Annotated in this window: 18 protein-coding genes; 9 read left to right on the forward strand and 9 right to left on the reverse strand. The window is 65.8% G+C overall.

All coding sequences use genetic code 11. The annotated features are described in order from the left end of the window. Window positions 1-11 precede the first annotated feature (11 nt). The 4 genes from manD to ABQZ09_RS18065 all read left to right on the forward strand — a co-directional run bounded on the left by manD (window position 12) and on the right by ABQZ09_RS18065 (window position 7,242). Window positions 12-1,271, forward strand: coding sequence for a D-mannonate dehydratase ManD (gene manD / locus ABQZ09_RS18050; RefSeq protein ID WP_166744513.1), 1,260 nt, complete (start codon window positions 12-14; stop codon window positions 1,269-1,271). Further along, complete coding sequence (locus ABQZ09_RS18055) at window positions 1,271-2,980, forward strand: glycoside hydrolase family 43 protein (protein WP_349777548.1); 1,710 nt, start codon at window positions 1,271-1,273, stop codon at window positions 2,978-2,980. Before manD ends, ABQZ09_RS18055 begins: the two co-directional genes overlap by 1 nt. A 2-nt stretch (window positions 2,981-2,982) precedes the next feature. Next, complete coding sequence (locus ABQZ09_RS18060; RefSeq protein ID WP_349777549.1) at window positions 2,983-5,658, forward strand: glycoside hydrolase family 3 protein; 2,676 nt, start codon at window positions 2,983-2,985, stop codon at window positions 5,656-5,658. 111 nt (window positions 5,659-5,769) lie between these two features. Then, on the forward strand, window positions 5,770-7,242 hold the full coding sequence (locus tag ABQZ09_RS18065) for a mannitol dehydrogenase family protein (protein ID WP_349777550.1): 1,473 nt from the start codon (window positions 5,770-5,772) through the stop codon (window positions 7,240-7,242). A gap of 200 nt (window positions 7,243-7,442) precedes the next feature. Here ABQZ09_RS18065 and ABQZ09_RS18070 read toward each other — a convergent pair whose 3' ends face one another. Both ABQZ09_RS18070 and ABQZ09_RS18075 read right to left on the reverse strand, forming a co-directional pair. Then, window positions 7,443-7,832 carry a bleomycin resistance protein gene (locus ABQZ09_RS18070; protein WP_349777551.1) on the reverse strand — a complete coding sequence of 130 codons (390 nt, stop codon included), beginning with the start codon at window positions 7,830-7,832 and terminating at the stop codon, window positions 7,443-7,445. A gap of 120 nt (window positions 7,833-7,952) precedes the next feature. Beyond that, on the reverse strand, window positions 7,953-8,375 hold the full coding sequence (locus tag ABQZ09_RS18075) for a hypothetical protein (RefSeq protein WP_349777552.1): 423 nt from the start codon (window positions 8,373-8,375) through the stop codon (window positions 7,953-7,955). A gap of 230 nt (window positions 8,376-8,605) precedes the next feature. On the opposite strand from ABQZ09_RS18075, the gene ABQZ09_RS18080 reads away from it, so the two are divergent. Continuing rightward, window positions 8,606-8,764, forward strand: coding sequence for a DUF2256 domain-containing protein (locus ABQZ09_RS18080; RefSeq protein ID WP_081419226.1), 159 nt, complete (start codon window positions 8,606-8,608; stop codon window positions 8,762-8,764). 218 nt (window positions 8,765-8,982) lie between these two features. Here ABQZ09_RS18080 and ABQZ09_RS19930 read toward each other — a convergent pair whose 3' ends face one another. Continuing rightward, a complete protein-coding gene (locus ABQZ09_RS19930; RefSeq protein ID WP_503019422.1) occupies window positions 8,983-10,014 on the reverse strand; it encodes a DNA-binding protein in 1,032 nt (343 codons plus the stop codon). Between the two features lie 328 nt (window positions 10,015-10,342). On the opposite strand from ABQZ09_RS19930, the gene ABQZ09_RS18090 reads away from it, so the two are divergent. Together ABQZ09_RS18090 and ABQZ09_RS18095 are read left to right on the forward strand one after the other, a co-directional pair. After that, window positions 10,343-11,377 carry a Kelch repeat-containing protein gene (locus ABQZ09_RS18090; RefSeq protein ID WP_349777553.1) on the forward strand — a complete coding sequence of 345 codons (1,035 nt, stop codon included), beginning with the start codon at window positions 10,343-10,345 and terminating at the stop codon, window positions 11,375-11,377. Between the two features lie 44 nt (window positions 11,378-11,421). Continuing rightward, window positions 11,422-11,685 (forward strand): hypothetical protein, encoded by a 264-nt coding sequence (locus ABQZ09_RS18095; RefSeq protein WP_184558131.1) that lies wholly within the window; start codon window positions 11,422-11,424, stop codon window positions 11,683-11,685. Between the two features lie 16 nt (window positions 11,686-11,701). On the opposite strand, the gene ABQZ09_RS18100 is transcribed toward ABQZ09_RS18095, so the two are convergent. The 6 genes from ABQZ09_RS18100 to ABQZ09_RS18125 form a co-directional block, all read right to left on the reverse strand. Then, window positions 11,702-12,739, reverse strand: coding sequence for an SMP-30/gluconolactonase/LRE family protein (locus ABQZ09_RS18100; protein ID WP_228315023.1), 1,038 nt, complete (start codon window positions 12,737-12,739; stop codon window positions 11,702-11,704). A gap of 78 nt (window positions 12,740-12,817) precedes the next feature. Then, window positions 12,818-13,987, reverse strand: coding sequence for an endo-1,4-beta-xylanase (locus tag ABQZ09_RS18105; RefSeq protein ID WP_349777554.1), 1,170 nt, complete (start codon window positions 13,985-13,987; stop codon window positions 12,818-12,820). A gap of 61 nt (window positions 13,988-14,048) precedes the next feature. Continuing rightward, the gene (galB, locus tag ABQZ09_RS18110) at window positions 14,049-16,820 is read right to left on the reverse strand and encodes a beta-galactosidase GalB (RefSeq protein WP_503019424.1); all 2,772 of its coding nucleotides are present in this window, start codon (window positions 16,818-16,820) and stop codon (window positions 14,049-14,051) included. Between the two features lie 103 nt (window positions 16,821-16,923). Continuing rightward, window positions 16,924-18,345, reverse strand: a complete 1,422-nt coding sequence (gene uxaC / locus ABQZ09_RS18115; protein ID WP_349777556.1) for a glucuronate isomerase — start codon at window positions 18,343-18,345, stop codon at window positions 16,924-16,926. Window positions 18,346-18,398: 53 nt separating this feature from the next. Next, on the reverse strand, window positions 18,399-19,391 hold the full coding sequence (locus ABQZ09_RS18120; RefSeq protein WP_349777557.1) for an endo-1,4-beta-xylanase: 993 nt from the start codon (window positions 19,389-19,391) through the stop codon (window positions 18,399-18,401). Between the two features lie 9 nt (window positions 19,392-19,400). Beyond that, a complete protein-coding gene (locus tag ABQZ09_RS18125; RefSeq protein ID WP_349777558.1) occupies window positions 19,401-20,717 on the reverse strand; it encodes an MFS transporter in 1,317 nt (438 codons plus the stop codon). 462 nt (window positions 20,718-21,179) lie between these two features. Between ABQZ09_RS18125 and ABQZ09_RS18130 the strand changes: the two genes are divergently transcribed. Both ABQZ09_RS18130 and ABQZ09_RS18135 read left to right on the forward strand, forming a co-directional pair. Continuing rightward, window positions 21,180-24,110 carry a TonB-dependent receptor gene (locus ABQZ09_RS18130; RefSeq protein WP_349777559.1) on the forward strand — a complete coding sequence of 977 codons (2,931 nt, stop codon included), beginning with the start codon at window positions 21,180-21,182 and terminating at the stop codon, window positions 24,108-24,110. A 241-nt stretch (window positions 24,111-24,351) separates the two neighbouring features. Beyond that, window positions 24,352-25,839, forward strand: coding sequence for an MFS transporter (locus ABQZ09_RS18135; protein ID WP_349777560.1), 1,488 nt, complete (start codon window positions 24,352-24,354; stop codon window positions 25,837-25,839). Window positions 25,840-25,865 lie beyond the last annotated feature (26 nt).

Consider the following 25,865-nt stretch of genomic DNA (forward strand, 5'->3'; position numbering starts at 1 on the left):
GCGAGATCACGATGTCACAGACTCCCGACTCCCCTGCACCGCTGCAAGGTTCTGCCCGCGATCGCGAGATCGTCGAGGCGCGCGTCATCGTCACCTGCCCCGGGCGCAATTTCGTCACCTTGAAGATCCGCACCCGCTCGGGCATCACCGGGCTGGGCGATGCCACGCTCAACGGCCGTGAGCTGGCGGTGGCGGCATACCTGCAGGAACACCTGGTACCCAACCTGATCGGCCGCGATGCCGGGCGCATCGAGGACATCTGGCAGTTCTTCTACCGCGGCGCGTATTGGCGGCGTGGCCCGGTGACCATGAGCGCGATTGCCGCAGTCGATGTCGCGTTGTGGGACATCCTGGGCAAGATGGCCGGCATGCCGTTGTATCAACTGCTCGGCGGGCGCTCGCGCGAAGGCGCGCTGGTGTACGGCCACGCCAACGGCCGCGATATCGCCGAAACCAGCGATGAAGTGGGCCGCTTCCGCGAGATGGGCTTTATCGCCATCCGCGCGCAATGCGGCGTGCCGGGCATCAAGAAGACCTACGGTATTTCAGTCGGCGGCAAGCCTTACGAGCCGGCCGAAAGCGAGCTACCTACCGAAACCGTGTGGTCCACGCCGCGCTATCTCGGTGTGGTGCCCAAGTTGTTCGAGCAATTGCGCAGCGACCATGGCGATGAGATCGAGCTGCTGCACGATGCGCACCACCGGCTCACCCCGATCGAAGCCGCGCGCCTGGGCCGCGACCTGGAGCCGTACCGGCTGTTCTGGCTGGAAGACGCCACCCCGGCGGAAAACCAGCGGGCGTTCGAGATCATTCGCCAGCACACCGTGACACCGCTGGCAGTGGGCGAGGTGTTCAACTCGATCTGGGACTGCAAGCACCTGATCGAGCAGCAGCTGATCGACTACATCCGCACCACCATTGTGCATGCCGGTGGTATCACCCACGTGCGCCGGCTGGCGGACTTCGCCGCGCTGCACCAGGTGCGCACCGGCTTCCACGGCGCCACCGATCTGTCGCCGGTGTGCATGGGCGCAGCATTGCACTTCGACACCTGGGTGCCCAACTTCGGCATCCAGGAATACATGTTCCACTCCGACGAAGCCAACGCGGTATTCCCGCATGACTACACCTTCCGCGACGGCCGCCTGCACTGCGGCGAAACCCCCGGGCATGGCGTGGACATCGATGAAGACTTGGCCGCAAAGTATCCGTACGTGCCCAAGCAGTTACCCATCGCACGCCTGGAAGACGGCGCGATGTGGGACTGGTGATGCGCCTGCTGCCGGCAGCACTGGTCCTGCTGATGGCTGCGCCGGCGCCTGCTGCGGTGCAGGCAACGGCAACGGCAGCGGCACCCACCGGCGTGGATGTCGCCTTTGATTGGTTCGACTACCGTGGCGACGATGCGGTGTTCGCAACTCCGCTGCCGGCCGGCCACTACCGCAACCCGATCCTGGCCGGCTTCTATCCGGACCCCAGCATCACCCGCGTGGGCGAGCGCTATTACCTGGTCAATTCCACGTTTGCGTACTTCCCGGCGATTCCGGTGTTCGAGAGCCGCGATCTGGTGCACTGGACGCAGATCGGCAATGTGGTCGAGCGCCGCGAGCAACTGGATTACGACGGGTTGGGCGTGTCGCGCGGCATGTTCGCCGCCAGCATCCGCCACCACGCCGGGCGCTTTTACGTGGTGGGTACGTCGGTCGATAGCGGGGGCAACTTCATCGCCAGTGCCAGCGACCCTGCGGGCCCGTGGTCGGCGCTGACCTGGCTGCCGGGTATCGACGGCATCGACCCCTCATTGTTCTTCGACACCGATGGCAGCGCCTACCTGCTCAACAATGGCCCACCGCAGGGCACGCCGTTATACGAGGGCCATCGCGCGATCTGGATGCAGCGTTTCGACCTCGCCACCAAGCAACCGGTTGGCCCGCGCAAGGTGTTGCTCAATGGCGGCGTGGATCTGGCCAGCAAGCCGATCTGGATCGAAGGCCCGCACCTGTATCAACGCGACGGGTGGTACTACCTCTCCTGCGCCGAAGGCGGCACCGGGCCGCAGCATTCGCAGGTGGTCTTGCGTAGCCGCAACGTGTGGGGGCCGTATGCGCCCGCACCGAACAACCCCATCCTGACCCAACGCGATCTGCCGGCCGCGCGCGCGCACCCGATCAGCAATGCCGGCCACGTGGACCTGGTAGACACGCCCGATGGGCAGTGGTGGGCGGTGTTTCTCGCAAGCCGCCCGTATAGCGGCGACCGCTACAACACCGGGCGCGAAACGTTCTTGCTGCCGGTGCAGTGGCGCGATGGCTGGCCATCGATCTTGCAGGCGGGTCAGCCGATTCCCTACATCGCCAAGGCGCCCACCGGCGCGAAGACGGCACGTGCCACGCAGGCGCCGTTGGCGGGCAACTTCACCTGGCATGACGACTTCGACCACGCCACGCTGCAGCGCGAGTGGCTGAGCATGCGCGTGCCCAAGGGCGAGGTGGCCGATCTGCGCACGCGTGCAGGCTGGCTGACGCTGCATGCCGGCACGCAGGGGCTGGACAGCGCCGGCACACCGGCCTTTCTCGCACGCCGCCAGCAACACACACGCTTTACGGCAAGCACCGCGCTGGATGTGCCCGTGCGGGCAGGCGTCAGTGCGGGGCTGGCCGCGTTTCAGAGTTCCAACGCGTGGTATGCACTCGGCGTCCGTCGCGATGGCGATGCGCTGCAGGTGTTCCTGCACAAGCGCGATGGCGCCACCACCACCGCGCTTGCGCAGACCCGCATTCCGGCAACCGCACAGCTGCGCCTGCAGATCAGCGGCGATGGCGGCGCGTACAGCTTCGCCTTCGATGCCGATGGCCGCGGCTGGCAATCGCTCCGCCGCAACGACGATGCCGGCTTTCTCAGTACCGAACAGGCCGGCGGCTTCGTCGGCAGCATGATCGGGCCGTTCGCCCAATCGCACCCCGACCGCCAACAGGACTGACCATGCCCTCCTACCCGCCCGCCCGTTTCCGCTTGCTCGCGCACGGCGTCCTGCTCGTACTGGGGTGCGCCGCAGGTGCTGCCCAGGCCGCCACACCACCGCCGTATCTGGACACGCAACGCAGCTTCGACGCGCGCGCCGCCGATCTGGTGGCGCGCATGACGCTGGAAGAAAAAGCCGCGCAGATGCAGAACGCTGCGCCCGCCATCGCGCGCCTGCAGGTGCCGGCCTACGATTGGTGGAACGAGGCGCTGCATGGCGTGGCGCGCGCCGGCGGTGCCACGGTGTTTCCGCAGGCGATCGGGTTGGCGGCCACCTTCGACACGCCGCTGATGGCCGAGGTGGCTACCGCCATCGGCGACGAAGCGCGCGCCAAGCATCACGCATTCCTGGCGCGTGGCGAACACAAGCGCTATCAGGGGCTCACGTTCTGGTCGCCGAACATCAACATCTTCCGCGACCCGCGCTGGGGCCGCGGGCAGGAAACCTACGGCGAAGACCCATTCCTGACCGCGCGCATGGGCGTGACCTTCGTGCAGGGCCTGCAGGCACAGCAGGGGCCGTACCGCAAGCTCGATGCCACCGCCAAGCACTTCGCCGTACACAGCGGCCCGGAGGCCGATCGCCATCATTTCGATGTAAACCCCAGCGAGCGCGATCTCTACGAGACCTATCTGCCGGCGTTTCAGGCCTTGGTGCAGGAAGGCAAGGTCGCTGCGGTGATGGGCGCCTACAACCGCGTCAATGGCGAATCCGCCTCGGCCAGCACGCGGCTGGAAGGCATCCTGCGCCGCGATTGGGGTTTCGACGGGTACATCGTCAGCGATTGCGCCGCCATCCGCGACATCTGGCAGAACCACAAGATCGTGCCCACGCCCGAAGCGGCGGCCGCACTCGGCGTCAAGCACGGCACCGACCTGGATTGCGGCGACACCTACGCCGCGTTGCCGGCGGCGGTGCGTGCCGGCTTGATCGACGAGGCCAGCATCGATACCTCGCTCAAGCGCCTGATGACCACGCGCATGCGCTTGGGCATGTTCGACCCACCGGCCAGCGTGCCGTGGGCGCAGATTCCCGCCTCGATGAATCAATCGCCGCAGCACGATGCGCTGGCGCGCCGCACCGCACGCGAATCGCTGGTGTTGCTGAAAAACGACGGCGTGTTGCCGCTCAAGCCCACGCTCAAGCGCATTGCCGTGGTCGGCCCCACCGCCGACGACCCGATGTCGCTGCTGGGTAACTACTACGGCACGCCCGCCGCACCGGTCACCATCCTGCAAGGCATCCGCGATGCCGCACCGCAAGCCGATGTGGTCTATGCGCGCGGCAGCGACCTGGTGGAAGGACGCGAAGACCCCAACGCTGCCGCACCGATCGAATCGCGCTATTTGCGCCCGGCGGCCGGCGCCACGCAAAACGGCCTGACCGGCGACTATTTCAATGGCCGCACGCTTGCCGGCCAGCCGGTGCTGACCCGCATCGACCCGCGCATCGCCTTCCGCTGGGACCGCAACGCGCCCACGGACGATGCAGTGGGCCGTGGCGAACTGCAGCCCGACCGTGCGCTCGGCAAGGACGATTTCAGCGTGCGTTGGCATGGCCAGTTGCTGCCGCCGGTCTCGGGCACGTACGACCTGCAGATTGCCGCCGACGATGGCGTGCGCCTGTACCTGGACGGCAAGTTGCTCATCGATCAATGGAGCGATGCACCGCGCATGCGCGGCGGCACTGCCAGCGTGGCGCTGGAAGGCGGCAAGGCCTACGACCTACGCGTGGAGTATTACGAAGCCACCCGCGATGCCGGGGTGCGCCTGGCCTGGCGCATGCCCGGCGCCAAACCGCCGCTGCAGGAAGCGGTGGACGCCGCACGCAATGCCGAAGTAGTGGTGTTTGTCGGCGGCCTCACCGGCGATGTCGAGGGCGAAGAAATGGACGTCAATTATCCCGGCTTTGCCGGTGGCGACCGCACCGACACGCGCTTGCCCAAGCCGCAGCGCGAGCTGCTGCAGGCGCTGCAGGCCACCGGCACGCCGGTGGTGGTGGTGCTGACCACCGGCTCGGCGCTGGCCATCGACTGGGCCCAGCAACACGTGCCCGCCATCCTGCTGGCCTGGTACCCCGGCCAGCGCGGCGGCAGTGCGGTGGGCGATGTGCTGTTCGGCCAGGCCAGCCCCGGTGGCCGCCTGCCGATCACCTTCTACAAGGAAGACGAGCGCCTGCCGGCCTTCGACGACTACGCCATGCGCGGGCGCACCTATCGTTACTTCGCCGGCAAGCCGCTGTATCCATTTGGGCATGGCTTGTCGTATACGCAGTTCGCTTATTCCACCGTGCAGCTTGATCGCAAAACCGTGGCCGCCGACGGCACGCTCACGGCAACGGTCACATTGAAGAACACCGGCCAACGCACAGGCGACGAAGTGGTGCAGCTGTATCTGCAGCCGTTGAAGCCACAACGCGAACGCGCCATCAAGGAACTCCGGGGTTTCCAACGCATCAGCCTGCAGCCGGGCGAACAACGCGAGGTGCGCTTCACCATCAAGGCGCGGGACGCGCTGCGCATCTATGACGACCAGCGCAAGGCGTACGCCGTGGATCCGGGCGCCTACGAGGTGCAGATCGGCGCCTCCAGCAGCGACATCCGCAGCAAGCAACGCTTCACCGTCACCGACAAGTAATGGCGCCCCCAGAAGCCGCCGTGCAAAGCCCCTTTCCCTCCGGGAGAGGGGTTGGGCTGAGGTTACGGCCACTAGGCGAACTTGCAGCACCCCACGATTAAAAGAAACCCCATGCCAATCCCCACGCTCTCCATCGCAGCGCTCGCTCACCTACCCACCCCCGTTCTCACCCCAAGCTACGACCTAAAAAAAACCACCGTCGGCATCGTGCATCTGGGCGCAGGCGCCTTCCATCGCGCGCACCAGGCCGTCTATATCGACGACCTACTCGCCGAAGACCCCACCTGGGCCATCTGCGCCGTCTCCTTGCATAGCCCGCACGTGCGCGATGCGCTGCGTCCACAAGATGGGCTCTACACCCTGGCCTTGCTCGACGAACACCCGCAACGACGCGTCATCGGCGCCATCCGCGAAGTCCTCTGCGCCGCCGACGAACAATCTGCCGTGCTCGCACGCCTGGCCGACCCTGCCGTCCGCCTGGTCACGCTCACCGTCACCGAGAAGGGTTATTGCCTGGCCGGCGACACGCTCGACCTGACCCATCCCGACATCGTCCACGATATCGCCCACCCCGCAGCGCCACGCAGCGCCATCGGCTATCTCGTCGCGGGGCTGCGGCAACGCATGCACGACGGCACTGCGCCATTCACCGTGCTCAGCTGCGATAACCTGGCCGATAACGGCGTGCTGCTGCAGCGCGCCGTGGTGCGACTTGCGGAACAGCATGACCGCGCGCTTGCGGCGTGGATCGCGCAACACGCAACCTTCCCGCGCTCGATGGTGGACAGCATCACGCCCGCCACCGATGATGCGCTGCGCGCGCACGTGCAAGACCACCTGGGTGTGCACGACGCCTGGCCGATCCAGCGCGAGCGTTATAGCCAATGGGTGATCGAAGATCGTTTCTGCAGCGGCCGCCCTGCATTAGAACGCGCAGGCGTCACCCTGAGCGAGGACATCGCCGGCTACGCGCGCGCAAAGCTGCGCCTGCTCAACGGCCCGCACTCCGCACTCGCCTACCTCGGCAGCCTGCTTGAATTGGAAACCGTCGCCGACGCCATGCGCCACCGGCAACTGGCTACATTTGTCGAAGCCCTGATGCGCGAAGACATCGCCCCCACGCTACAACCGATGCAAGGCTTCGATGCGCAGCAGTACGTCGACGCCATCCTGGCCCGCTTCCGCAACCCCGCCATCCGCCACCTGCTCGCCCAGATCGCCTGGGACGGCTCGCAGAAGATTCCGGTGCGGCTGCTGGGCACGATCGGCGACGCGCTGGCCGCCGGGCGCCCGATCGACCGTGTATGCCTTCCGGTCGCCGCCTGGTTGCATTTCGTGCGCGGGCAGGCATGCATTGGCGTGGCGCTAGTCGACCCCTTGAACGATGCCCTGGGCGCGCTTGGACGCGCAGCCACTGGCGATGCCGCCGCTGATGTCGCGCGTTTTCTCACGCTGGATGCGGTATTTGGCACGCTGGCTGCAGATTCGCGCTTCGCCGATGCGCTGGGGAAAGCCTATCTCGCCTTGGGTGATGCCACACCGGGCCAAGTGGCGACCGTGCTTGCCTCGCTGGAGGCCGGTTGAGCGACGTTGCATCCTGGCAACGGTGGCTGATGTGTGTGCTGCGCACCGCACATGCCGCGCCGCGCAGGAGCGGCCCACCTGCCATCGGTGCGCCTCTCGACCACGTGTAGAGGCGCCCGATGGTTCCTGCGTGCCGCTGCGCGCTCGACATGCGTGCTGCCGCAGACCTGGCTCACACAGCCCTGCGATTGCGGCGCGTGTCAGCGACGGGCAATGACCTGGCCGATCCGCAGCAGGTTGCCGCTCTCGTCCACGATCGCAAATTCGCGCATGCCCCAGGGCTTGTCGGCAAGCGGGTCGATGCGCGGGATGCCTTGCGCCGGGAGCCCTGCCGCCTGCAGTGCGGCGTAGACGTCATCCACGTTGCCCACCCGCAGGTAACAGCCCGCATAGCACGCGGCCGGGTCGAGATCCGGGTGCGCAAAGAAATGCAGCTCCACCGCGCCACGTCGCAAGATCGCATAGCCCGCATCATGCGGATGCGCATCGCCTTCAAAGCCCAGTCGGCGATAGAAGGCCAGGGTCTGCGCAATCGCGCGGCTGGGCAGGATCGGAATGGTCTGGTCGGCGGCGTTGGCCTGGGCGTTCATCATCGACTCGTCGGCAGCGGGATCGGGGCACACGCCGCTACGGTACTCCCTGGACACACGAGCCGCTTGGATCCGCGTGCATCGCAGACCTCAGCAGCCCGGGCAACGGCTTGTGCCCGATCACGCTGCGCCGCCGCCATGCAGCGCGGAGGGTTTGTTGAACAGACGGATCAACACCACGACGAGCAGGACCACAAAGCTCAACTCCCAGACATAGAACGCGGCGCCCACGTGGTCGATCATGACCTGATGGCCCGCCTCGTTCTTGTCGAACCGGGTTGCGCGAAAGGTATCCAGTCCGATCAGGCAGGCCGCCACCAACAGGGCCGCCGCCATCTTGTCCACCTTGAGGCCATAGCAGAGCCACGCCAGCCAATACAGCGGGTTACTCATCCAGGCGATGCACTGGCCGTCGACCACCTGCATCCAGCCGAGCAGCAGGATGACAAAGCCCCCCAGGTGTTCATCGCCGCCATGCAATGCAGGAAGGCAAAGCGCAACAACGTATAGCAGGGCCGACGACGCGAGCAGAAAACGCTTCACAAGCATCCTTGTTTGAGTCTGGCCTGTGTGCGCTCGCGCGTCTGTCACTTCAGACGGCGTCCGCAACAGCCACGGGTGTCCACTATAGACACTCGCTGCAGACTTTTGCGCGGTGCGCCGCTGCTTCCGACGGCATCAGCGGCAGATTGGAATGGCAGGGGCTTCGACCGGGCGCGTCGCCATGACATGCTTGAGCCCCAACCATCCAGCCCCCAGAATCCGGCCTCGACATGGCAACTCCCAAGAAGCAGAACCTGCCGGAAAAGGTCTGCGTGCAATGCGGACGGCCGTTCTGTTGGCGCAAGAAGTGGGAGAAGGTCTGGGATGAGGTGAAATATTGTTCGGATCGATGCCGCGGCGATCGCAAGCGGCAACGCACCTCGTATTAGCGGGCCTGCCAGCATGCGTGCCTGGCCTGCACGGGACGGTCGACGCAGCGATGGCGCGCACCACAGCCCTGCAGCACTGCGCCGAGGCCCTGGCCGCATGCCGGACCAAGGCTTGCTCCGTCTGCAAGATGCTTTCGCCGTGCACGATGCAGGCGCGCCGCGTCAGCATTCCCAGCGCCGACGCAGCATGACCCGATGGCGGAGTGTGCCGCCTGCGGTTATTTCTTTGTCGCCGCCTTCTTCGCGGCGCCCGATGTGCCCGCACGCTTGGTGGTTCGCTTGCTGGCAACCGCCATGTTGTCCACCAGGTTGGGATAGGGCCGGCCCGCCGCCTTGGCACGCTTCCTGGCCTGGGACTTTTGTGCGGGAGACAGCGATGTGGAGCGCGATGCGCTCTTGGGGTTGGGCGTTTTCCAGGGTGCAGACTTCCTGGCGGTGGCTTTTTTTACGGCCTTTGCGGACGTCGCGCTCTTGCTGGCAGTGCCGCGTTGCGCCGACGTCTTCCTGGCCGTTGTCCTTGCCGTGGTCGTTGAAGCACGCTTGGTGCCGGGCGCGCCCCGCGACGCCACCTTTTTGACGGCCGTCTTTCTTGCCGAAACCTTCTTGGCGCCCGACTTCCTGGCCAGCTTGTTCGCTGCTGACTTCTTGGTTGCTGACTTCTTGGTTGCTGACTTCTTGGTTGCTGACTTCTTCGTTGCTGACTTCTTGGTTGCTGACTTCTTCGTTGCTGACTTCTTCGTTGCTGACTTCTTCGTTGCTGCCTTCTTCGTTGCTGACTTTTTTGTGGCAGCTTTGCGCGCTGGCGTCTTTTTCGTCACCGACGACGTTGCGCCACGTGTCTTCGACGTCTGTTTCTTGGCAGCCGTTTTCGAGGCACCACCTGCACGTGTGGAGGCGCCGGCCTTCTTGCTCGCCCCTGCGTCCAGACGCTGGAGCAGACGTGCGGCCCAGCGCTGGCCTGCATCGCCGCCCCACAGCAGCCAGGCGATATAGCCGGCCGAGGGCGCCTTGGCATCTGCCCAGCCTTTGCCGTTCTTGTCGACGCTGTGTCGGGCGAAGTAGGAATGCATGCGGCGAATGGTCTGTGCAGACAGCGACTTCTGCGCTGAGAGATCGCGCGCACGCGCCACGCCAATCGCGGTGCCGCCGCGCCCATGCTGCTCGCGCAGGCGCAGGCCGCGCGCAGCGGCAGCGGCCACCGCCTTGGGTGGAGCGGTTTGCAGAACCTGCTTTGCTTGAGTGATGGCCACACGCATCTCCGGGTCGATTTGCCGTAGTGTTCGCAAGCGCGGTTCTGCTGCACGTGAAGAGCTCGCAGGCACCGGTCCGCATGCGGCATGCGGGCGAACGGCTTGCGGCGCAGCGCATCGCCGCTCTTCCAGGTGGAACGCTGGACCGAGCCATGTTGCTGGACGCAGTGGAACAGCTGGGCTCCGGCATCGTGGAGACTGGGCGCATCTGCCGCGATGCGTGCAACTCGCCATGCGCACGCTGCTACCGGATCAGGCTGCTTGTGCAGCTGGATCGTGCGGCCACTGTCGCTACACTGGTCTGCCATGGTCATTGGCAGAGCGCTTCATGCGACTGTTGAACATCACGCTCCGCGCGGGGCTGCTCGCCGCGACCATTGGCTGCGTGCCTGTGCTCGGCATCACGGCCGAACACGTCACGCCAGCCAAGACCGCCGCACCAACGTCGCAGTGGCACCCGGTCGCCACACATGGCAAACCGCATGCGCGCCACGAGAACAGCCTGGTCGCCATTGGTGAGCGGCTGTATCTGATCGGTGGACGTGACCAGCGCCCGCTGGAGATCTTCGATACCCGCACAGGTCGCTGGTCGCAAGGCAGCGCACCGCCGCTGATGGTCAGTCACGCGCAGGCGGTGGTATCTGCAGGCAAGCTGTATTTCGTCGGCGGCTTCACCGGCGATTACCCGGAAGAAGCGTCGCTGACCCACCTGCTGATCTACGATCCGCAAGCCGACACGTGGCAGACAGGCCCGGAAATCCCGCAGCATCGGCGTCGCGGCGCCGCAGGCGCGGTCGAGCATGCCGGCGTGCTGTACCTGGTCGGCGGCAACACGCGCGGGCACATGAGCGGGTACGTGCCATGGCTGGATGCCTTCGATACCAGAACCCAGCAGTGGACTCAGCTGGCGGACGCGCCGCGTGCGCGCGACCATTTCCATGCGGCCGTGATCGACGGAAAGCTGTATGCCGCCGGTGGACGCAGGTCGGCCCACGAGAGTGGCAATACCCTCGCGCAGACGATTGCGGAAGTGGACATCTACGACATTCAACGCGGCACCTGGTCCGTTGCGCCGGCCGCGTTGCCGACGCAGCGGGCGGGCGCCAGTGCCATTGCGCGCAACGGCAAGCTGCTGATCATCGGCGGCGAGAGCCTGCGGCAGGTCAAGGCGCATGACGAGGTGGAAGCCTACGACCCGCAGCGCGCCGCCTGGACAACGCTGGCAGCGCTACCGCAGGGGCGCCATGGCACGCAGGCCGCAGCCATCGATGGCAGCCTGTATCTGGCTGCCGGCAGCGCCAACCGCGGCGGCGGACCGGAGCTAGATGATGTGTTGGTGTTGAGCAACAAGGACACCGAATAGCAGAGATCTAGACGTAGTCGACTCAGATAGCGACTCTGGAATTCATGAGCCTTAAAACACTATTAAGTTATGCCTCCGCGTTCGCTGCGGTTATCGCATCACTACTTTGGTATAAAGCGAGCGCCGCCGAAGTTTCCCATGACCCTGATGATCCTGATGACAAAGCCACTGTTATTTTCTTTAACGGCGATCATTGCTGGGATGTCATTGCAACGGCAGAACTACAAACAAAATGGAACAAACGGGCGGCGTTAGCCGCTTCTATAGCTGCAATAATTCAATCCGTTTCTTTGGTTTATCCCGACTAATTGGTCGGGCAAGTTCCTAACGCACAAACTGCAGCCCCAACGCCTTGACGCGCACGCGCGCCAACATCGCATGCGAGGTCATGTAGAGCGTGTGGCCGTCGTTGCCGAAGGCGCAGTTGGAGATGGCTTCGCCGGTCTCGATGCGCCCCAGGCGCTGGCCGGCCGGGTTGAATACGATGACCCCGCCCGGGCCGGTGGCGAACAGGTGGCCGTCGGCAGAGACCGCCATGCCGTCAGGCAGGCCGGGCGCGTCCTTGGCCACCAGATCCGAGGCATCGGCGAACACGCGCTTGCCGGTGACGGCGCCCTGGGTGTCGAGTGCATACGCCATCCAGATCGGTCGCTCCGGGTCCGAGTTGGACACGTACAAGGTGCGCTCATCGGGTGAAAGCGCAATGCCGTTGGGAAAGCTCAGGCTGTCGTCGAGCAGATGCACGCTGCCGTCGGTGTCCAGCCGGTAGACGCCGTTGAAGCGCAGCTGCTTGACCGGCGAGTTGTTTAGATCCTTCAGGCCATACGGCGGATCGGTGAAGAACACCACCCCGTCGCTGCGACGCACCACATCGTTGGGACTGTTGAAGCGCTTGCCCTCGAAGCGGGTGGCCAGCGGCGTCTTCTTGCGCGTGACCGGGTCGAGCCGGGCCACGATGCGGGTGCCGGAATCGGCCAGCAGCACGGTGCCGCTCGGCTCGGCGTAGAGCCCGTTGGCACCGGCCTCGCGCAGTGTGGCCTGCTCCGGTCCGGTATAGCCGGACGGCGACAGCAACACCGACAGGCCGGCCTGTTCGGACCAGCGATACAGCTTGTTTTCCGGCACGTCGGTAAACAGCAGGTAGCCTCCGTCGCGCACCCATGCCGGGCCTTCGGACCAGGTGAACCCCTCGGTGAGCTTTTCGATACGCGCATCGCTGGCAACCACATCGGCGAAGCTGCGGTCGAAGGTGTCCACATGTCCGATGGCCGGGAAGCGCGGCGGCGGCGGATCCTTCCTGGCGCAGGCGGCGACGATCGCCAGCAACGGAACAGCCAACAACAGATAGGGCGGCAAGCGCATCGGAGGGTCCGGACAATCAGGTGGGTCCATCATGCCATCAAGCGCGTGCAAGGTCCCTGCGCACGCTGGCAGACGCGACTAGGGAGCGGCGGAGGCCGGCACTGCCAGCACCGCCTCCAGTGCCGGCTTGGGCTGGTGGTTGCGGTCGAACAGCAATGGGTAATTGGTGCGGCCAGGCACGGGGTAATCGTTCTTCCACGACATGCCGTCGCTCACGCCCCAGACGCTGACACGGGCGAGCTTGTCGCGCTTGCGCCAGAACAGCGCGAACAGTTCGGCGTAACGATCGCGCAACTGCGCCTGCACCTGCGGCGGCAGGCCATCGCGGTAGGGGTCAAGGAAGCGCTTGAACTCCGGCAACTGGAACTGCGCGTGCGCAAGCCCGGTGCCGATGACCTGGCCCTCGCGGGTGAGCGGCAGCACGTCCACGTCGAGCTCGGTGATCATGACCTTGATGCCGAGCGCGGCGTAGGCGTCGATGGCGTCCTCGATATCGCGCAGGCTCGGGTAATTGAGCCCCCAATGCCCCTGCATGCCGACGCCATCGATACGGATGCCGGCCTGCTGCAGCATCTTGACCATGCGCACGATGCCCTCGCGCTTGGCCGGCCGCCAGGCATTGAAGTCGTTGTAGTAGAGCTCCGCATCCGGTGCGTAACGCTGCGCGAAGGCGAAGGCATTGCGCACCACCGTGTCGCCGTCGCCAACGCGCTGCACCCAGTTGGTCGAACGATAGCTGCCGTCTTCGTCGATGATTTCGTTGACCACATCCCAGGCCTGCACCTTGCCGACATAACGGCCTGCCACCTGCTCGATATGTGCGCGCATGCGCTCGATCTGCGCGGCCGGGGTGTTTGCCGCGCCGCGCGTCCCCACAAAAAACCAGGCCGGGGTCTGGTTGTGCCAGACCAGCGTGTGGCCGACCACGAACAACCCGTTGCGTTGCGCATAGTCCACAAACGCATCGGCGGCGGTGAAGTCGAGTTCGCCGCGACGCGGCGCAACGACCTCGGCCTTCATCACGTTTTCCGGCGTCACCGCGTTGAAATGACATGTCACCAACGCCGCGGAGGCGGCGTCCTTGCCGGACACGATGTCGGCATTGACGGCAGTGCCAAGCAGAAAGCCGTCGGCATACGCCAGCTTAAGCGAGGTGCCGGGCGTGTCGCAGCGCGCCAATGCCGGTGCGGCGACGAGAATGGCAGCGGTGGCGAGTGCGCGACGCAACAGGGTGATCAGGTATGCCATGGCGTTGTGCCTGGTTGGAGTTCCATTGAGGTGCTGCAGCGGTTGCCTCACAGGCTCGGCCTCACTGCACGACGATCTGGGCTTGCGCAGCATCCAGGCGCTCCGATTCCACATGCAGCGTGATCGTGCCGCGCCCGCCCGGCGTGGCGCGCACGATCGCCAGGCATAACCCGTTGAAAGCGTTGCGTTGCGCTGAGGCAAACGACTCCAGATTGGTTGCATCGCCATTGTCGGTGGCCACCAGTTCGCCCGGACCCTCGATGCGAAACCGCAGGCGGTCGCCGGCGGTGGGCGCCGGCCGCCCGTCGCGGTCCAGCAAGCGCACGGTGACAAAGCTCAGGTCCCGGCCATCACCGTCGATGCGGTTGCGGTCCGGGCTCACCTGCATGCGCGCCGCCGGCCCGGCCGTCAGCACGCGATCGTCGGCCCAGGGCTTGCCGTGCTTGTAGGCCTGCACGCGCAATTCGCCAGGCTGGTACACCACCTCGTCCCAACGCAACCGGTACTGCAGTGCGCCCTTGCGCTTGCGCCCCTGCGAGATGCCGTTGACGAACAACTCGGCCTCGTCGCCGGAGGTGAACACATGCACCGGTGTGACCTGGCCTTCGCGCCCGGGCCAGGTCCAATGCGGCAACAGATGCGCCATCGGCACCTCCGGCCGCCAGCGCGCCTGGTATAGCCAGTAGCGGTCCTTCGGAAAACCGGCCAGATCGAAAATGCCGGAGTACGCGCTGCGCGAGCTGTAGTACGGCGTGGGCTCGCCCAGGTAGTCGAAGCCGGTCCAGACGAATTCGCCGGCGACATAAGGGTGCGTGTCCAGCGCGGCAAACACCTTGTCGGCGCTGGAACCGAAGTCCACCGCATGCAGCTCGTACGCGCTGACCTGATGCACGGCCGAATCGCCACCGCGCCCATCGCGCACCGGTGCGCTGGTGTCCGGCGTGACCGGGAACAGGTACACGCCGCGGCTGCTCAGCGCCGAGGCGGTCTCGCTACTGAGGATGGCCTTGTGCGGAAACCGCGCATGAAACGCCGGATACTGCGGCGGCTTGCGAATGCGCTCGGTGCCTTCGAACTCGGGCGCATCGCGGATGCCTTCGCCCTGGTAGTTGAGGCTGATGACATCCAGCGCCGCCGGTAGCGGCATTTCGGGCGAGGCGTAGTTCATCGCCACCGTGGCCGGGCGCGTGGGGTCTTCCTCATGCACGATGGCGTGCAGCGTGCGCGAAATCGCTGCGCCCTGTTCGCCGGTGTATTGCTCGCCGACCTCGTTGCCCACGCTCCACAGCATCACCGACGGATGGTTGCGGTCGCGCCGCAGCATCGCGCGCAGATCCGGCTCGTGCCATTGCGGAAAGACCAGATGGAAATCCAGCGGGGTCTTCTTCATTTCCCAGCTGTCGAACACTTCATCCACCACCAGCAGGCCCATGCGGTCGGTGAGCTCCAGCAGCTCCGGCGCGGGCGGGTTGTGGCTCATGCGGATGGCATTGGCGCCCATCTGCTGCAGCAATTGCAGTTGGCGCTCGGCGGCGCGTACGTTGAATGCCGCACCGAGTGCGCCGAGATCATGGTGATTGTTCACGCCGCGGATCGGTACCTGTTCGCCGTTGACCAGGAGTCCCTTGTTGGCGTCGAAGACGATGGCGCGGATGCCGAAAGGCGTCTCGTAGCGATCCACCAGCTGCCCGTTCTGGCGCACCTCGGTCACTGCCACATAGCGATGCGGCTGCTGGGTGGGCGGTGGGCCCCATAGGCGTGGCGCATCGATGTGCGCGGTGCCCTGCACACGCGCGTGACCGCCGGCAGGCACCGCCACCGGCAGCGCGGCGATGTGCGCCACCGCCTCGCCGGTGCGTGTGCCGCTGGCTGCGTCGAGCACGTAGATCGCGGTGCTGACCTGCGCCTGCGCGGTGGTGGGGGCGGCGTTGTCCAGCGTCACCGCCAGCTGCACCTGTGCTGCAGCGGCCGACACCTGCGGCGTGGTCAGCTGCGTGCCCCAGTGCGCGATATGCAGCGGCGCGGTCCTGGTCAGCCACACATTGCGATACAGCCCGCCACCGGGATACCAGCGCGCCGAGTCGGGCGGGTTGTCCAGCCGGATCGCCAGCTGGTTGCGGCCCCCAGCGACAAGGCAAGGTGTCAGATCCACCCGCCAGGAGCTGTAGCCATACGGCCAGCCGCCCACCAGCTGGCCATTGCACCAGACCGTGGCGTACGCCATCGCGCCATCGAGATCGAGAAACAGCGAGCGGCCGCGGTCGCTGGCCGGAATATCCAGCGTTTTGCGGTACCAGCCGATGCCCCAGCTCGGCAGCCGCCCCATACCCCCGTACGGACCATCGACCAGAAACGGCCCGGCAATCGCCCAATCGTGCGGCAGGTCCACCAGCTGCCATGCACTGTCGTCGAACTGCGCTTTCACATAGGCCACGTTGCTGCCCGGATGGCCGGGCGGGCGTTGGTGGCGTTGTGCCGGGTCGGCGATCAGCGCATTGGCGGTCGGCAGGACCCATGGCCTGAGCACATCCTTGGCGGTGGATTGCAGCGGCTGCGCCTGATCCGGGCGCGCATCGGCCACCTTGCCGTCGTCGCTGCCGGTGACCTGGGGGCGGGCCGCATAATCGAGCACCACCGGGTTGCCTGGCGGGTCGCCACGCTGAAAGCGCCATTGCGCATTGAGCGACACCCGCTCGCGCGGGGCGCCGGTCTGCGCGAGTGCGCCGAGCGCGGGCAGTGCCAGGCAGACACAGGCGAGCACGCGTCCTGTAATGCACGCCCACCTGGCCGCGATGCGCCGCGCTGCTACAGGTGCAGGGTGTGCCACTGTCATGACGCCGGCGGCTGCCGTTGCGCGCCACGGCGTGCCGCAACGCGCGTCGGTGCCGCCGCAATGCGCTTGCAGCCGCACGCGCACCGGCCACGCAGCGGCTGCCTCACAGCTTGTACGCCTGCTTGGGCAGCCGATACGCAAGATCCATCGCCACCTCCATTGCCTCGTCTTCCTCCAGCCGATGTTCGGCCACCAGCTTGGCCAGGAACGCACTGTCCACGCGCCGTGCCACATCGTGGCGCGCGGGTATCGACAAAAAGGCGCGGGTGTCGTCATTGAAGCCCACGGTGTTGTAGAACCCGGCGCTGGCAAGGGTCTGCTCGCGAAAGCGCCACATGCCTTCCGGCGCGTCATGGAACCACCATGCCGGGCCGAGCAGCAGCGATGGGTAATGGCCGGCCAGCGGCGCCAGCTCCCGGCTGTAGCTGGTTTCGTCCAGCGTGAACACGATCAGGCGCAGACGCGGGTCGTTGCCGTAGCGATCCAGCAGCGGCTTGAGCGCATGCACGTAGTCGGTGCGCATCGGGATGTCGGCACCCTTGTCGCGCCCGTAAGTGTCGAACAACTGCCGGTTGTGATTGCGAAAACAGCCTGGGTGCAGCTGCATCACCAAGCCATCGTCCAGGCTCATCGCCGCCATTTCGGTCAGCACCTGAGCGCGGAACAACTCGGCCTCCACCGGCGTGGCTGCACCGCGCACCACCGTGTCGAATAGCCGCTGCGCCTCGGCAGGCGACAGATCTGCAGTGGCGGCGCTGGGGTGCCCGTGGTCGGTCGAGGTGGCACCGTGTGCGGCGAAGAACGCACGCCGTTGCCGGTGCGCACGCAGGTAGCCGGGCCAGCTCAGCACGTCCTCGCCGGTGAGCGCGCCGAACTGCTGCAGCGCGCCGGTGAACTGTTCGTGCTCCGGGTCCACCACCGGGTCCGGGCGATACGCAGTCACCACCCGTCCCTGCCAGCCGCTGGCGGCAATGGCCGCATGGTGCTGCAGCGAATCCAGCGGCGATTCGGTGGTGGCGATCACCTCGATGTTGAAGCGCGTAAACAGCGCGCGAGGAAGAAAGCCCGGCGTCTGCAGCGCAGCGGTGATGTGGTCGTAGTAATGATCGGCGGTGCCGGCATCCAGCCGGATGCGCAGGTCGAAGACGTTGTGGAACACATGATTGAGCCATAGCGCCGACGGGGTGCCGCGCAGCAGCGTGTAGTGCTCGGCAAACACGCGCCACGCCGCGCGCGGATCCACCGGCGCGCGCGTGCCGTCGGCACGCGGAATGCCCAGCGTATCCAGGCGGATGCCCTGGCTGTACAGCATGCGGAACACGTAGTGGTCCGGCACCAACAGCAACTCGGTGGCGTTGGCGAACGGCGCATTGCCGGCGAACCACGCCGGGTCGGTGTGGCCATGCGGGCTGATGATCGGCAGGTTGGCGATCTGCGCGTACAGCCTGCGCGCGATCGCCCGCGTGCCTGGGTCGGCCGGCAACAGGCGGTCGTCGTGCAATGCGAGGGGCAAGGAAGCAGGCATGGATCAGGACACCAGGCAGAATGGAAAACATGCAAGGCAACCGGCGCAGCGCATCATGGCGCCGGCGTGCCGGGATGGGCGGCCACGTAGTCACGCAGCCAGGTCATGGCCGGCCGCTCACTGCCGTCGCCGCGCACCAGATGCGCGGCCTCCTTGTCGCGCCACAGCCCGGGGCGAAATCCCCACAACGTGATGCCGCGCACCGCCGGGTGCTCCCAGAACACCGGAAACACGCGCTGGTAATCGGCCAGCTGCTGCGCATCGGTGGGTCCATCCAGATCGAACTCGGTGATATAGATCGGCAGGCCGGTGGCGGCCAGCGCATCGAGATTGGCGCGGTGCACCGACATCGCCACGTTGGGCGTGGTCTCGAACGCGTGCTCCTGGATGCCGATCGCATCCACCAGGCGCTCGCGCTGCAGCAGCTGCACGATGTGCAGGTACTTCTGCGTGGCCTGCGCGCTGTTGGTGATGCTGTAGTCATTGATCATCAGCCTGGTCTGCGGGAAGTGCTGGCGCGCAAGCCGGAACGACTGCAGCACCCATTCCCAGCCGCTGTCGCCATTGCCGCCGAGCGCCTGCAGATAATTGCCGCCGCCGGTATCGGCCTTGCTTGGCGGGTCGTTGAGCGGCTCATTGACCACTTCCAGCAGATCGATCTCCGGGTAGCGCTGCGCCACGGCGGCAAACCACTGCTCGATCTCGCGCCGCTGTTCGGCCGGGCGCAGGGTCTTGATCCATTCCGGCTGCTGGTTGCCCCACACCATCACATGCATCTGGAATGGCAGGCCGTTGGCCTTTGCGAACCGGTACGCGGTGTCCAGTGCACTCCAGTCCATCTGGTTGCGCACCGCTTCCACCGTGCCCCATTTACCGCCGTTCTCCGGAGTGAGCTTGTTCCAGTACTGTGCAAACCCCGCAGCCTGTTGCGGGCTATAGGCGCTGCCCAGAAACTTGGATGCACCGGCCGCCAATGGCGCGGCCTGCGCGGTCGGTGCGAGGCTTGCCGCCAACAACAGGGCCAGGGTGAACGGGCGCAGATGCATGATGATTCCTCAGGACGAAGAAGGCGTGGCAGTGGTCGCCGGCAGCTGCGCCGGGTCCAGTCGCGGCACCAGAGAGTGCACCACTGCCAGCGCCAGCAGATAGGCCGACCCTGCCATCAGGAACACCGGCACATAACTTCCGGTCGCCTGTAGCAAAAAGCCGATGAAGGTGGCAATGAGCATGCCGCCCACCGCGCCGGCAAACCCGCCGATGCCCACCACGGTGGCCACCGCATGCCGCGGAAACATGTCCGAGGGCAGCGTGAACAGATTGGCCGACCAGCCCTGGTGCGCAGCGGTTGCCAGGCCGATCAACGCTACCGCCAGCCACAGGTTGTCGGCACGTGCGGCAAACACGATCGGCACCACTGACACCGCGCAGATCAGCATGGCGGTCTTGCGCGCGCGGTTGACGCTCCAGCCGCGCGCGATGAAGCGCCCGGCCACCCAGCCGCCGGCAATGCTGCCGATATCGGCCAGCACGAAGATCACGATCAATGGCGCGCCAAGTTGCAGCAGGCTCAAACCATATTCGGCATGCAGGAACTTGGGCAGCCAGAACAGGAAGAACCACCAGATCGGGTCGGTGATGAACTTGCCCAGCACGAACGCCCAGGCCTGCCGATGCCGCAGCACCTGCAACCACGACAGCCGTGCCTGCACCGGCTCGTGGACATCGCTGCGGATATGCGCCAGTTCCGCTGGCGACAGGCCGGGCTGCTGTTCGGGCGGGTGATAGGTGAGCCACCACACCACCAGCCAGGTGGCACTCAACACGCCGGTGAACAGGAACGCCGCCTGCCAGCCCCACGCGGTGGCGACCACCGGCACCAGCAATGGCGCAACGATGGCACCGATGTTGGAGCCGGAATTGAAGATGCCGGTGGCCAGCGCGCGTTCGCGCCGGGGGAACCATTCGGCCACCGTCTTGAGCGCAGCAGGAAAATTGCCCGACTCCCCCAACCCCAGGAAAAACCGCGCAATCGCAAAGCCCACCACGCTGGTCGCCAATGCATGGCCCATTGCTGCCAGGCTCCACACCCCGATCGCCAACGCATACCCGAGCCGCGTGCCGAAACGGTCGATCACCGCGCCGCTGCACAACAGCCCCAACGCATAGGCAGCCTGGAACGCGGTGACGATGTAGCCGTACTGGATCTCGTTCCAGCCGATCTGGGTCTGCAAGAATGGCGCCAGCACGCCCAGCACCTGGCGATCCACATAGTTGATGGTGGTGGCCGCCAGCAGCAAGGCGCACACGCGCCAGCGCACCCGGCCCAGCCGTGCCGACGCAGTGACAAGCGCAACGGTGGGCAGCTCGCTCATGCGTGTGGCCTGCACCACCGCAGCGGACCGCCTGCGGCCTGCACAGGGTGCAGGGCGTTGTGCATGCGTAAGCCAGCCAGCTGCCAGCCGGGCGTATCGCTGCCGCGTTCTTCGGTTCGATTCATCGGCCACTGCACCTGCACGAAGGTGGCCTTGCGCCACGGGTGATAGCGCTACCATTACCACGGCATTGCGATAAATCCATCGCGCAGTGCAGCACTGCGCCACCGTATGCATGCGTCTGGGTGCTGGCTTTGTTGCTCGCGCGGGCTGCTTGCGGCCATGCCCCCGCAACTATGCTGCCCTGCAGCGTGATGTTCTGAATTTGGTAGCGCTAACATCCAGCGCCACTGATCGCCCGTCTCCCCACCGCACCATCGCCGCGCCGATTCCAGGCAGCGGCACTCCCTGCGCCGGGGCGATGCGTGGGACATCTGCTCACCTGTTAGGGAAGGGATTACGGTGAAGAACAGCTACGCACATACCGCGTTGTCCTGCGCGTTGGGGTCCATCCTGCTGGGCATGACCAGCGCTGCCGCCTGGGCACAATCCACCGATGCCACCGCCGCGCCACCGCCGCCGGACCCGGCAGGCAGCAACGACGCGGTGACCCAGCTCGACACCGTCACCGTCTCCGGCTACCGACGCAGCATCCAGTTTTCCACCGACGCCAAGCGCGATTCGGTCGGCTTTGCCGATACCGTGTTTGCCGAAGACATCGGCAAATTTCCGGACATGAACATCGCCGAGTCGCTCAACCGTATTCCCGGTGTGCAGCTGGCGCGCGACGTCAACGGCGAAGGCCTCAACATCGCCATCCGTGGCCTGGGCACCAGCTTCACCAAGACCACGCTCAACGGCTCCAGCATCGCCACCGCCTCGATCGGCCTGAACGCGCAGAACCAGAATCGCGAAGTCGATCTGAACCTGTTCCCCACCGAATTCTTCACCCAGCTCACGGTGAGCAAGACGCCCACCGCGAGCATGCTCGAAGGCGGCGTCTCCGGTGTGGTGGACATGCGCAGCGCGCGTCCGTTCGATCGCCCCGGTGTGCACTTCACCTACCAGGCGCAGGCCGACTGGAACAGCACCAGCGAAAAGACCACCCCGCGTGGCGCCTTCATGGGCAGCTGGACCAACGAGGCAGGCACGCTCGGCGCATTGTTCGGGGTGGCTTCGGTGCGCAGCAAGCTCGGCGTGCGCGGCTTCGAGAGCGTGGGCTGGACCAACCCCGGCCTGACCTACACCCAGTGCGGCCTCACCCCGCCGGCGGGCACGCCGGCCACCAATCAACCGGCCGCCTGCAACGTCAATGGCGGCGGCAACTGGCGCATTCCAGACCGCGTGCCGGCCACCGCCGGCAGCGGCCTCACCACCGGCGAAACCATCGATGCGGCGTGGCTGCTGGCACGCAACCCGGGCCTGAGCATCGACCAGATCAGCGATGCCTTGATTCCGCGGTTAGGCCGCCAGGTCTACATGGATGGCGATCGCGACCGCGATGCCTCGGTGATGTCGCTGGAATGGCGCCCCTCCGACAGCCTGCATTTCTACCTGGATACGCTGTATTCCGAAGCCAAGCGCACCACCGAGCGCATCAGCATGAATCTGATCGGCCGCAACGGCAACATGATTCCGCTGGGCATGCAGCTGGACCAGAACAACGTGGTCACCAGCGCCACCTTTGCCAATGCGCAGTACTTTCTGGAAGCACGCCCGTATCGCGAGAACGTCAAGTTCTGGAGCGTCAATCCCGGCGCAGAGCTGCTGTTCGGTGCCGAGCAGGACATCAAGCTCAATGTGCAGGCCAATGCCACGCGCAGCTGGCTGGACCGCGAATCGCCCAGCATCCTGGTGACCTCGCCGTTCACCACCGTGGACTATCGCAACCAGGGCGGCGACCGCCCCTCGATCAGCAGCCCGCTGGATCTCAACGACCCCAACCTGGGCTGGGGCTGGAGCGGTGGCCGGGTCAATATCCAGAACGAAAAACGCGTGACCGAAACGCGTGGCGCACGCGCCGATCTGCAGTTCGGCGAAGACAAGCGCAACATCAAGATCGGCGCCGCCTACGACCAGGCCGAGCGCACCATTCGCGGCTTCGACAACAGCGTGGCCTGGGAACAGGTGGTGTGCCGCGGCGGCGGTGGCAACGTCTGCAATGGCGGGCCTGGCTCGGCGGTGCCGAGTTCGGTGCTGGCCACGTACCTGACGCCCGGCCCGGATGGCTTCATCACCGCCGACTTCGACCGCTTCCTGCGCGACACCAACTACTACCCGCTGCGCGATTCCGCACCGGAAACCAACTCCGCCAACACCGGTGCCTCGGCCGGCGGCATCCGCGAGAAGAACCTGGGGTTCTACATCGAGACCAACGCCGAGACCGAGGTGTGGAACCGCACCCTGCGCATCAACGCCGGCGTGCGTTATGTCACCACCGACCAGACCATCACCGGCCCGGTCACCATCAACGGCATCCGCCGCATCCAGGTGCTGGATTCGGACTACAAGGAAACCCTGCCTTCGTTCAACGCAGCCTGGGATGTGGCCGACAACGTGGTGCTACGCCTGTCCAGCTCGCGCACGCTCACCCGCCCGGACCCAAGCGCGATGTTGCCCAACACCAACTTCAGCGACCCCTCCGCACAGACCGCAACGCAGGGCAATCCGAACCTGGCACCGTATCTGTCCACCAATGTGGATTTCGGCGGCGAGTGGTACACCGGTGGCGAAGGCTATGTGGGCCTCACGCTGTTCAACAAGCGCATCAGCGGCTTCACCGTCAATGGCGTGCGGCGCGTTCCGTTCAACGACCTCGGTGTGCCGTACGAGAGCCTGCTGCCGATCCAGCAGGCCGGCCTGGACCAGCGCGGTGGCCCGAGCGCTGCCACGGTCGATGTGCAGACCCAGGTCAACGCAGACGGCGTGCTCAACATCCGTGGCACCGAGGCGATCTGGGTGCAGCCGCTGGACAAGCTGGTCGATGGCATGGGCTTCAGCGTGAACTACACCCATGTCACCCAATCCTCTGAGGGCGAAGGCATCCCGGCAGTGGCGGTCGGTGTTGCGCCGAACCTGTGGAACGGCACCGTGTACTGGGAAAAGAACGCCGCCTCGGTGCGCCTGTCCTACACCTGGAACGACGACATGGTGATCTCCGGCGCCAATCAGAACGGCATCCCGTACGCGCGCCTCAACGCCGATGCACGCGGCCAGCTGGATCTGTCGGCCAGCTATGCGCTGGACTGGCTGCCCTCCAAGCCGCAGATCACCCTCAACGTCACCAACATCACCGACGAGCCGCTGCGCACCACCTACGCCTGGCCCAACGCCACCTACGATCTGTACGAGCCCGGGCGTACGGTGATGCTCGGCATCCGCGGTACGTTCTGAGCGTGCGCATCGCCATGACGACGCGGGTGCCGGGCCGGTGCGGCCGCTCCACCGCACGCGCGTGGTCTTGCCGCAGGCTCCGCGCAGCGCGCGCCGTCGCCTCCTCCCTGGCGACGGCGCGCACGGTTTTGCTGGACACTTCAGCCGCCATGCCTGTTGCCGCGATCCGGCTGGATTGCGGCAGCAGGCATGGCGCGCGCCGCGGCGTTTTCCGCAGCACTCTTCGAGCCCGCCCCACCTCATGAACGATCGGTCACAGCAGCTCTCCGTGCGCGAAAAGATCGGCTACAGCCTGGGCGACCTGGCGGCCAATCTGATCTTCCAGACGCTGGTCACCTTCCTGGCGTTCTTCTACACCGATGTGTTCCGCATCCCGGCGAGCGCGGCGGCCACGTTGATCTTCGTGGTCGGCCTGCTCGGCGCGTTCGTGTTCACGCCCATCATCGGCATCCTGGCCGATCGCACCCGTACCCGCTGGGGCAAGTTCCGCCCGTGGATCCTGTGGACGGCACTGCCCTTCGGCGCATTGTCGCTGGCGGCGTTCAACACGCCCGACCTCGGCGAGCACGGCAAGATCACCTACGCCTTCGCCACCTACACCTTGCTGATGCTGGTCTACGTGGCCAACAACCTGCCGTATTCGGCGTTGAGCGGCGTGCTCACCGGCAGCATGGAGCAGCGCAACAGCCTGTCTGCGTATCGCTTTCTGGCGGTGACCTTTGCGCAGTTCATCATCCAGGTGTTGCTGCTGCCGCTGGTGCTGATCCTGGGCAATGGCGACAAGGCGCAAGGCTTTCGCAACACCATGGCGCTGTTCGCCGCGGTCGGCACGCTGTGCTTTCTGATCACCTTTTTCACCACGCGCGAGCGCGTGCTGCCGATCACCGAACAACGCAGCAGCGTGCGCCAGGACCTGACCGACCTGGTGCGCAACAAACCCTGGCTGGTGATGCTGGCGCTCACCATCCTGGTGTTCATCAATCTCGCCATGAAGGGCGGGATGTACATCTACTACTTCAAGTACTACCTCGATGCCGGCGCGCTGGCGCAGTTTCTCGACAGCGCAGGTTTCAATCGCTTCATTGGCGGCATCAACAGCATGCTCACCGGTGCCGGCATGACGGCACTGCAGTGGCCGCAGGACGCGCCCACCTCAGCCTTCAGCGTGTTCAGTGCCGGTGGCATCCTGGCGATGATCGTGGGCATCGGGTTTTCCAAGCGCCTGGCCGATCGCTACGGCAAGCGCAACGTCTTCGGCGGCGCGCTGCTGATTTCCACGCTGTTTTTGCTGGCGTTCTACGTGTATCCGCCGGATGCGATTGGCTGGGTATTCGCCTCCTACGTGCTGCACGGCTTTTTCTACGGCATCACCATCCCGCTGCTGTGGGCGATGATCGCCGACGTGGCCGACTACTCGGAGTGGAAGAACCACCGCCGCGCCACCGCGATCATCTTTTCGGCGATGTTGTGCGGCCTGAAGATCGGCCTGAGCGTGGGCGGCGCGCTGGTCGCCGGCATCCTGGCGTTTTACGGCTATGACGCAGCACTGCCGCAGCAGGGCGCGGCCGTCACTGACGGCATTCGTCTGGCCATCAGCGTGTATGCCTCCCTCCCGTTCCTGCTCGGCACCGCGCTGCTGGCGCTGTACGAAATCGACAAACCGCTGGAAACCCGCATCGAACACGAGCTGGGCGTGCGCCGCCAGGCCGCCCCATCCGTTTCGCCATGATCTCTCTCTCCCACCTCATGCACAGG

Source organism: Xanthomonas sp. WHRI 6106, assembly GCF_040202405.1.
In the GTDB taxonomy this organism is placed as follows: Bacteria; Pseudomonadota; Gammaproteobacteria; order Xanthomonadales; family Xanthomonadaceae; genus Xanthomonas; species Xanthomonas cannabis.

Bases quoted from the DNA above. Each gene is read 5' to 3' on its own strand.
- manD (WP_166744513.1), top strand. From the start codon at position 12: ATGTCACAGACTCCCGACTCCCCTGCACCGCTGCAAGGTTCTGCCCGC.
- ABQZ09_RS18055 (WP_349777548.1), top strand. From the start codon at position 1,271: ATGCGCCTGCTGCCGGCAGCACTGGTCCTGCTGATGGCTGCGCCGGCG.
- ABQZ09_RS18060 (WP_349777549.1), top strand. From the start codon at position 2,983: ATGCCCTCCTACCCGCCCGCCCGTTTCCGCTTGCTCGCGCACGGCGTC.
- ABQZ09_RS18065 (WP_349777550.1), top strand. From the start codon at position 5,770: ATGCCAATCCCCACGCTCTCCATCGCAGCGCTCGCTCACCTACCCACC.
- ABQZ09_RS18070 (WP_349777551.1), bottom strand. From the start codon at position 7,832: ATGAACGCCCAGGCCAACGCCGCCGACCAGACCATTCCGATCCTGCCC.
- ABQZ09_RS18080 (WP_081419226.1), top strand. From the start codon at position 8,606: ATGGCAACTCCCAAGAAGCAGAACCTGCCGGAAAAGGTCTGCGTGCAA.
- ABQZ09_RS18090 (WP_349777553.1), top strand. From the start codon at position 10,343: ATGCGACTGTTGAACATCACGCTCCGCGCGGGGCTGCTCGCCGCGACC.
- ABQZ09_RS18095 (WP_184558131.1), top strand. From the start codon at position 11,422: ATGAGCCTTAAAACACTATTAAGTTATGCCTCCGCGTTCGCTGCGGTT.
- ABQZ09_RS18100 (WP_228315023.1), bottom strand. From the start codon at position 12,739: ATGCGCTTGCCGCCCTATCTGTTGTTGGCTGTTCCGTTGCTGGCGATC.
- ABQZ09_RS18105 (WP_349777554.1), bottom strand. From the start codon at position 13,987: ATGGCATACCTGATCACCCTGTTGCGTCGCGCACTCGCCACCGCTGCC.
- galB (WP_503019424.1), bottom strand. From the start codon at position 16,820: ATGACAGTGGCACACCCTGCACCTGTAGCAGCGCGGCGCATCGCGGCC.
- uxaC (WP_349777556.1), bottom strand. From the start codon at position 18,345: ATGCCTGCTTCCTTGCCCCTCGCATTGCACGACGACCGCCTGTTGCCG.
- ABQZ09_RS18120 (WP_349777557.1), bottom strand. From the start codon at position 19,391: ATGCATCTGCGCCCGTTCACCCTGGCCCTGTTGTTGGCGGCAAGCCTC.
- ABQZ09_RS18125 (WP_349777558.1), bottom strand. From the start codon at position 20,717: ATGAGCGAGCTGCCCACCGTTGCGCTTGTCACTGCGTCGGCACGGCTG.
- ABQZ09_RS18135 (WP_349777560.1), top strand. From the start codon at position 24,352: ATGAACGATCGGTCACAGCAGCTCTCCGTGCGCGAAAAGATCGGCTAC.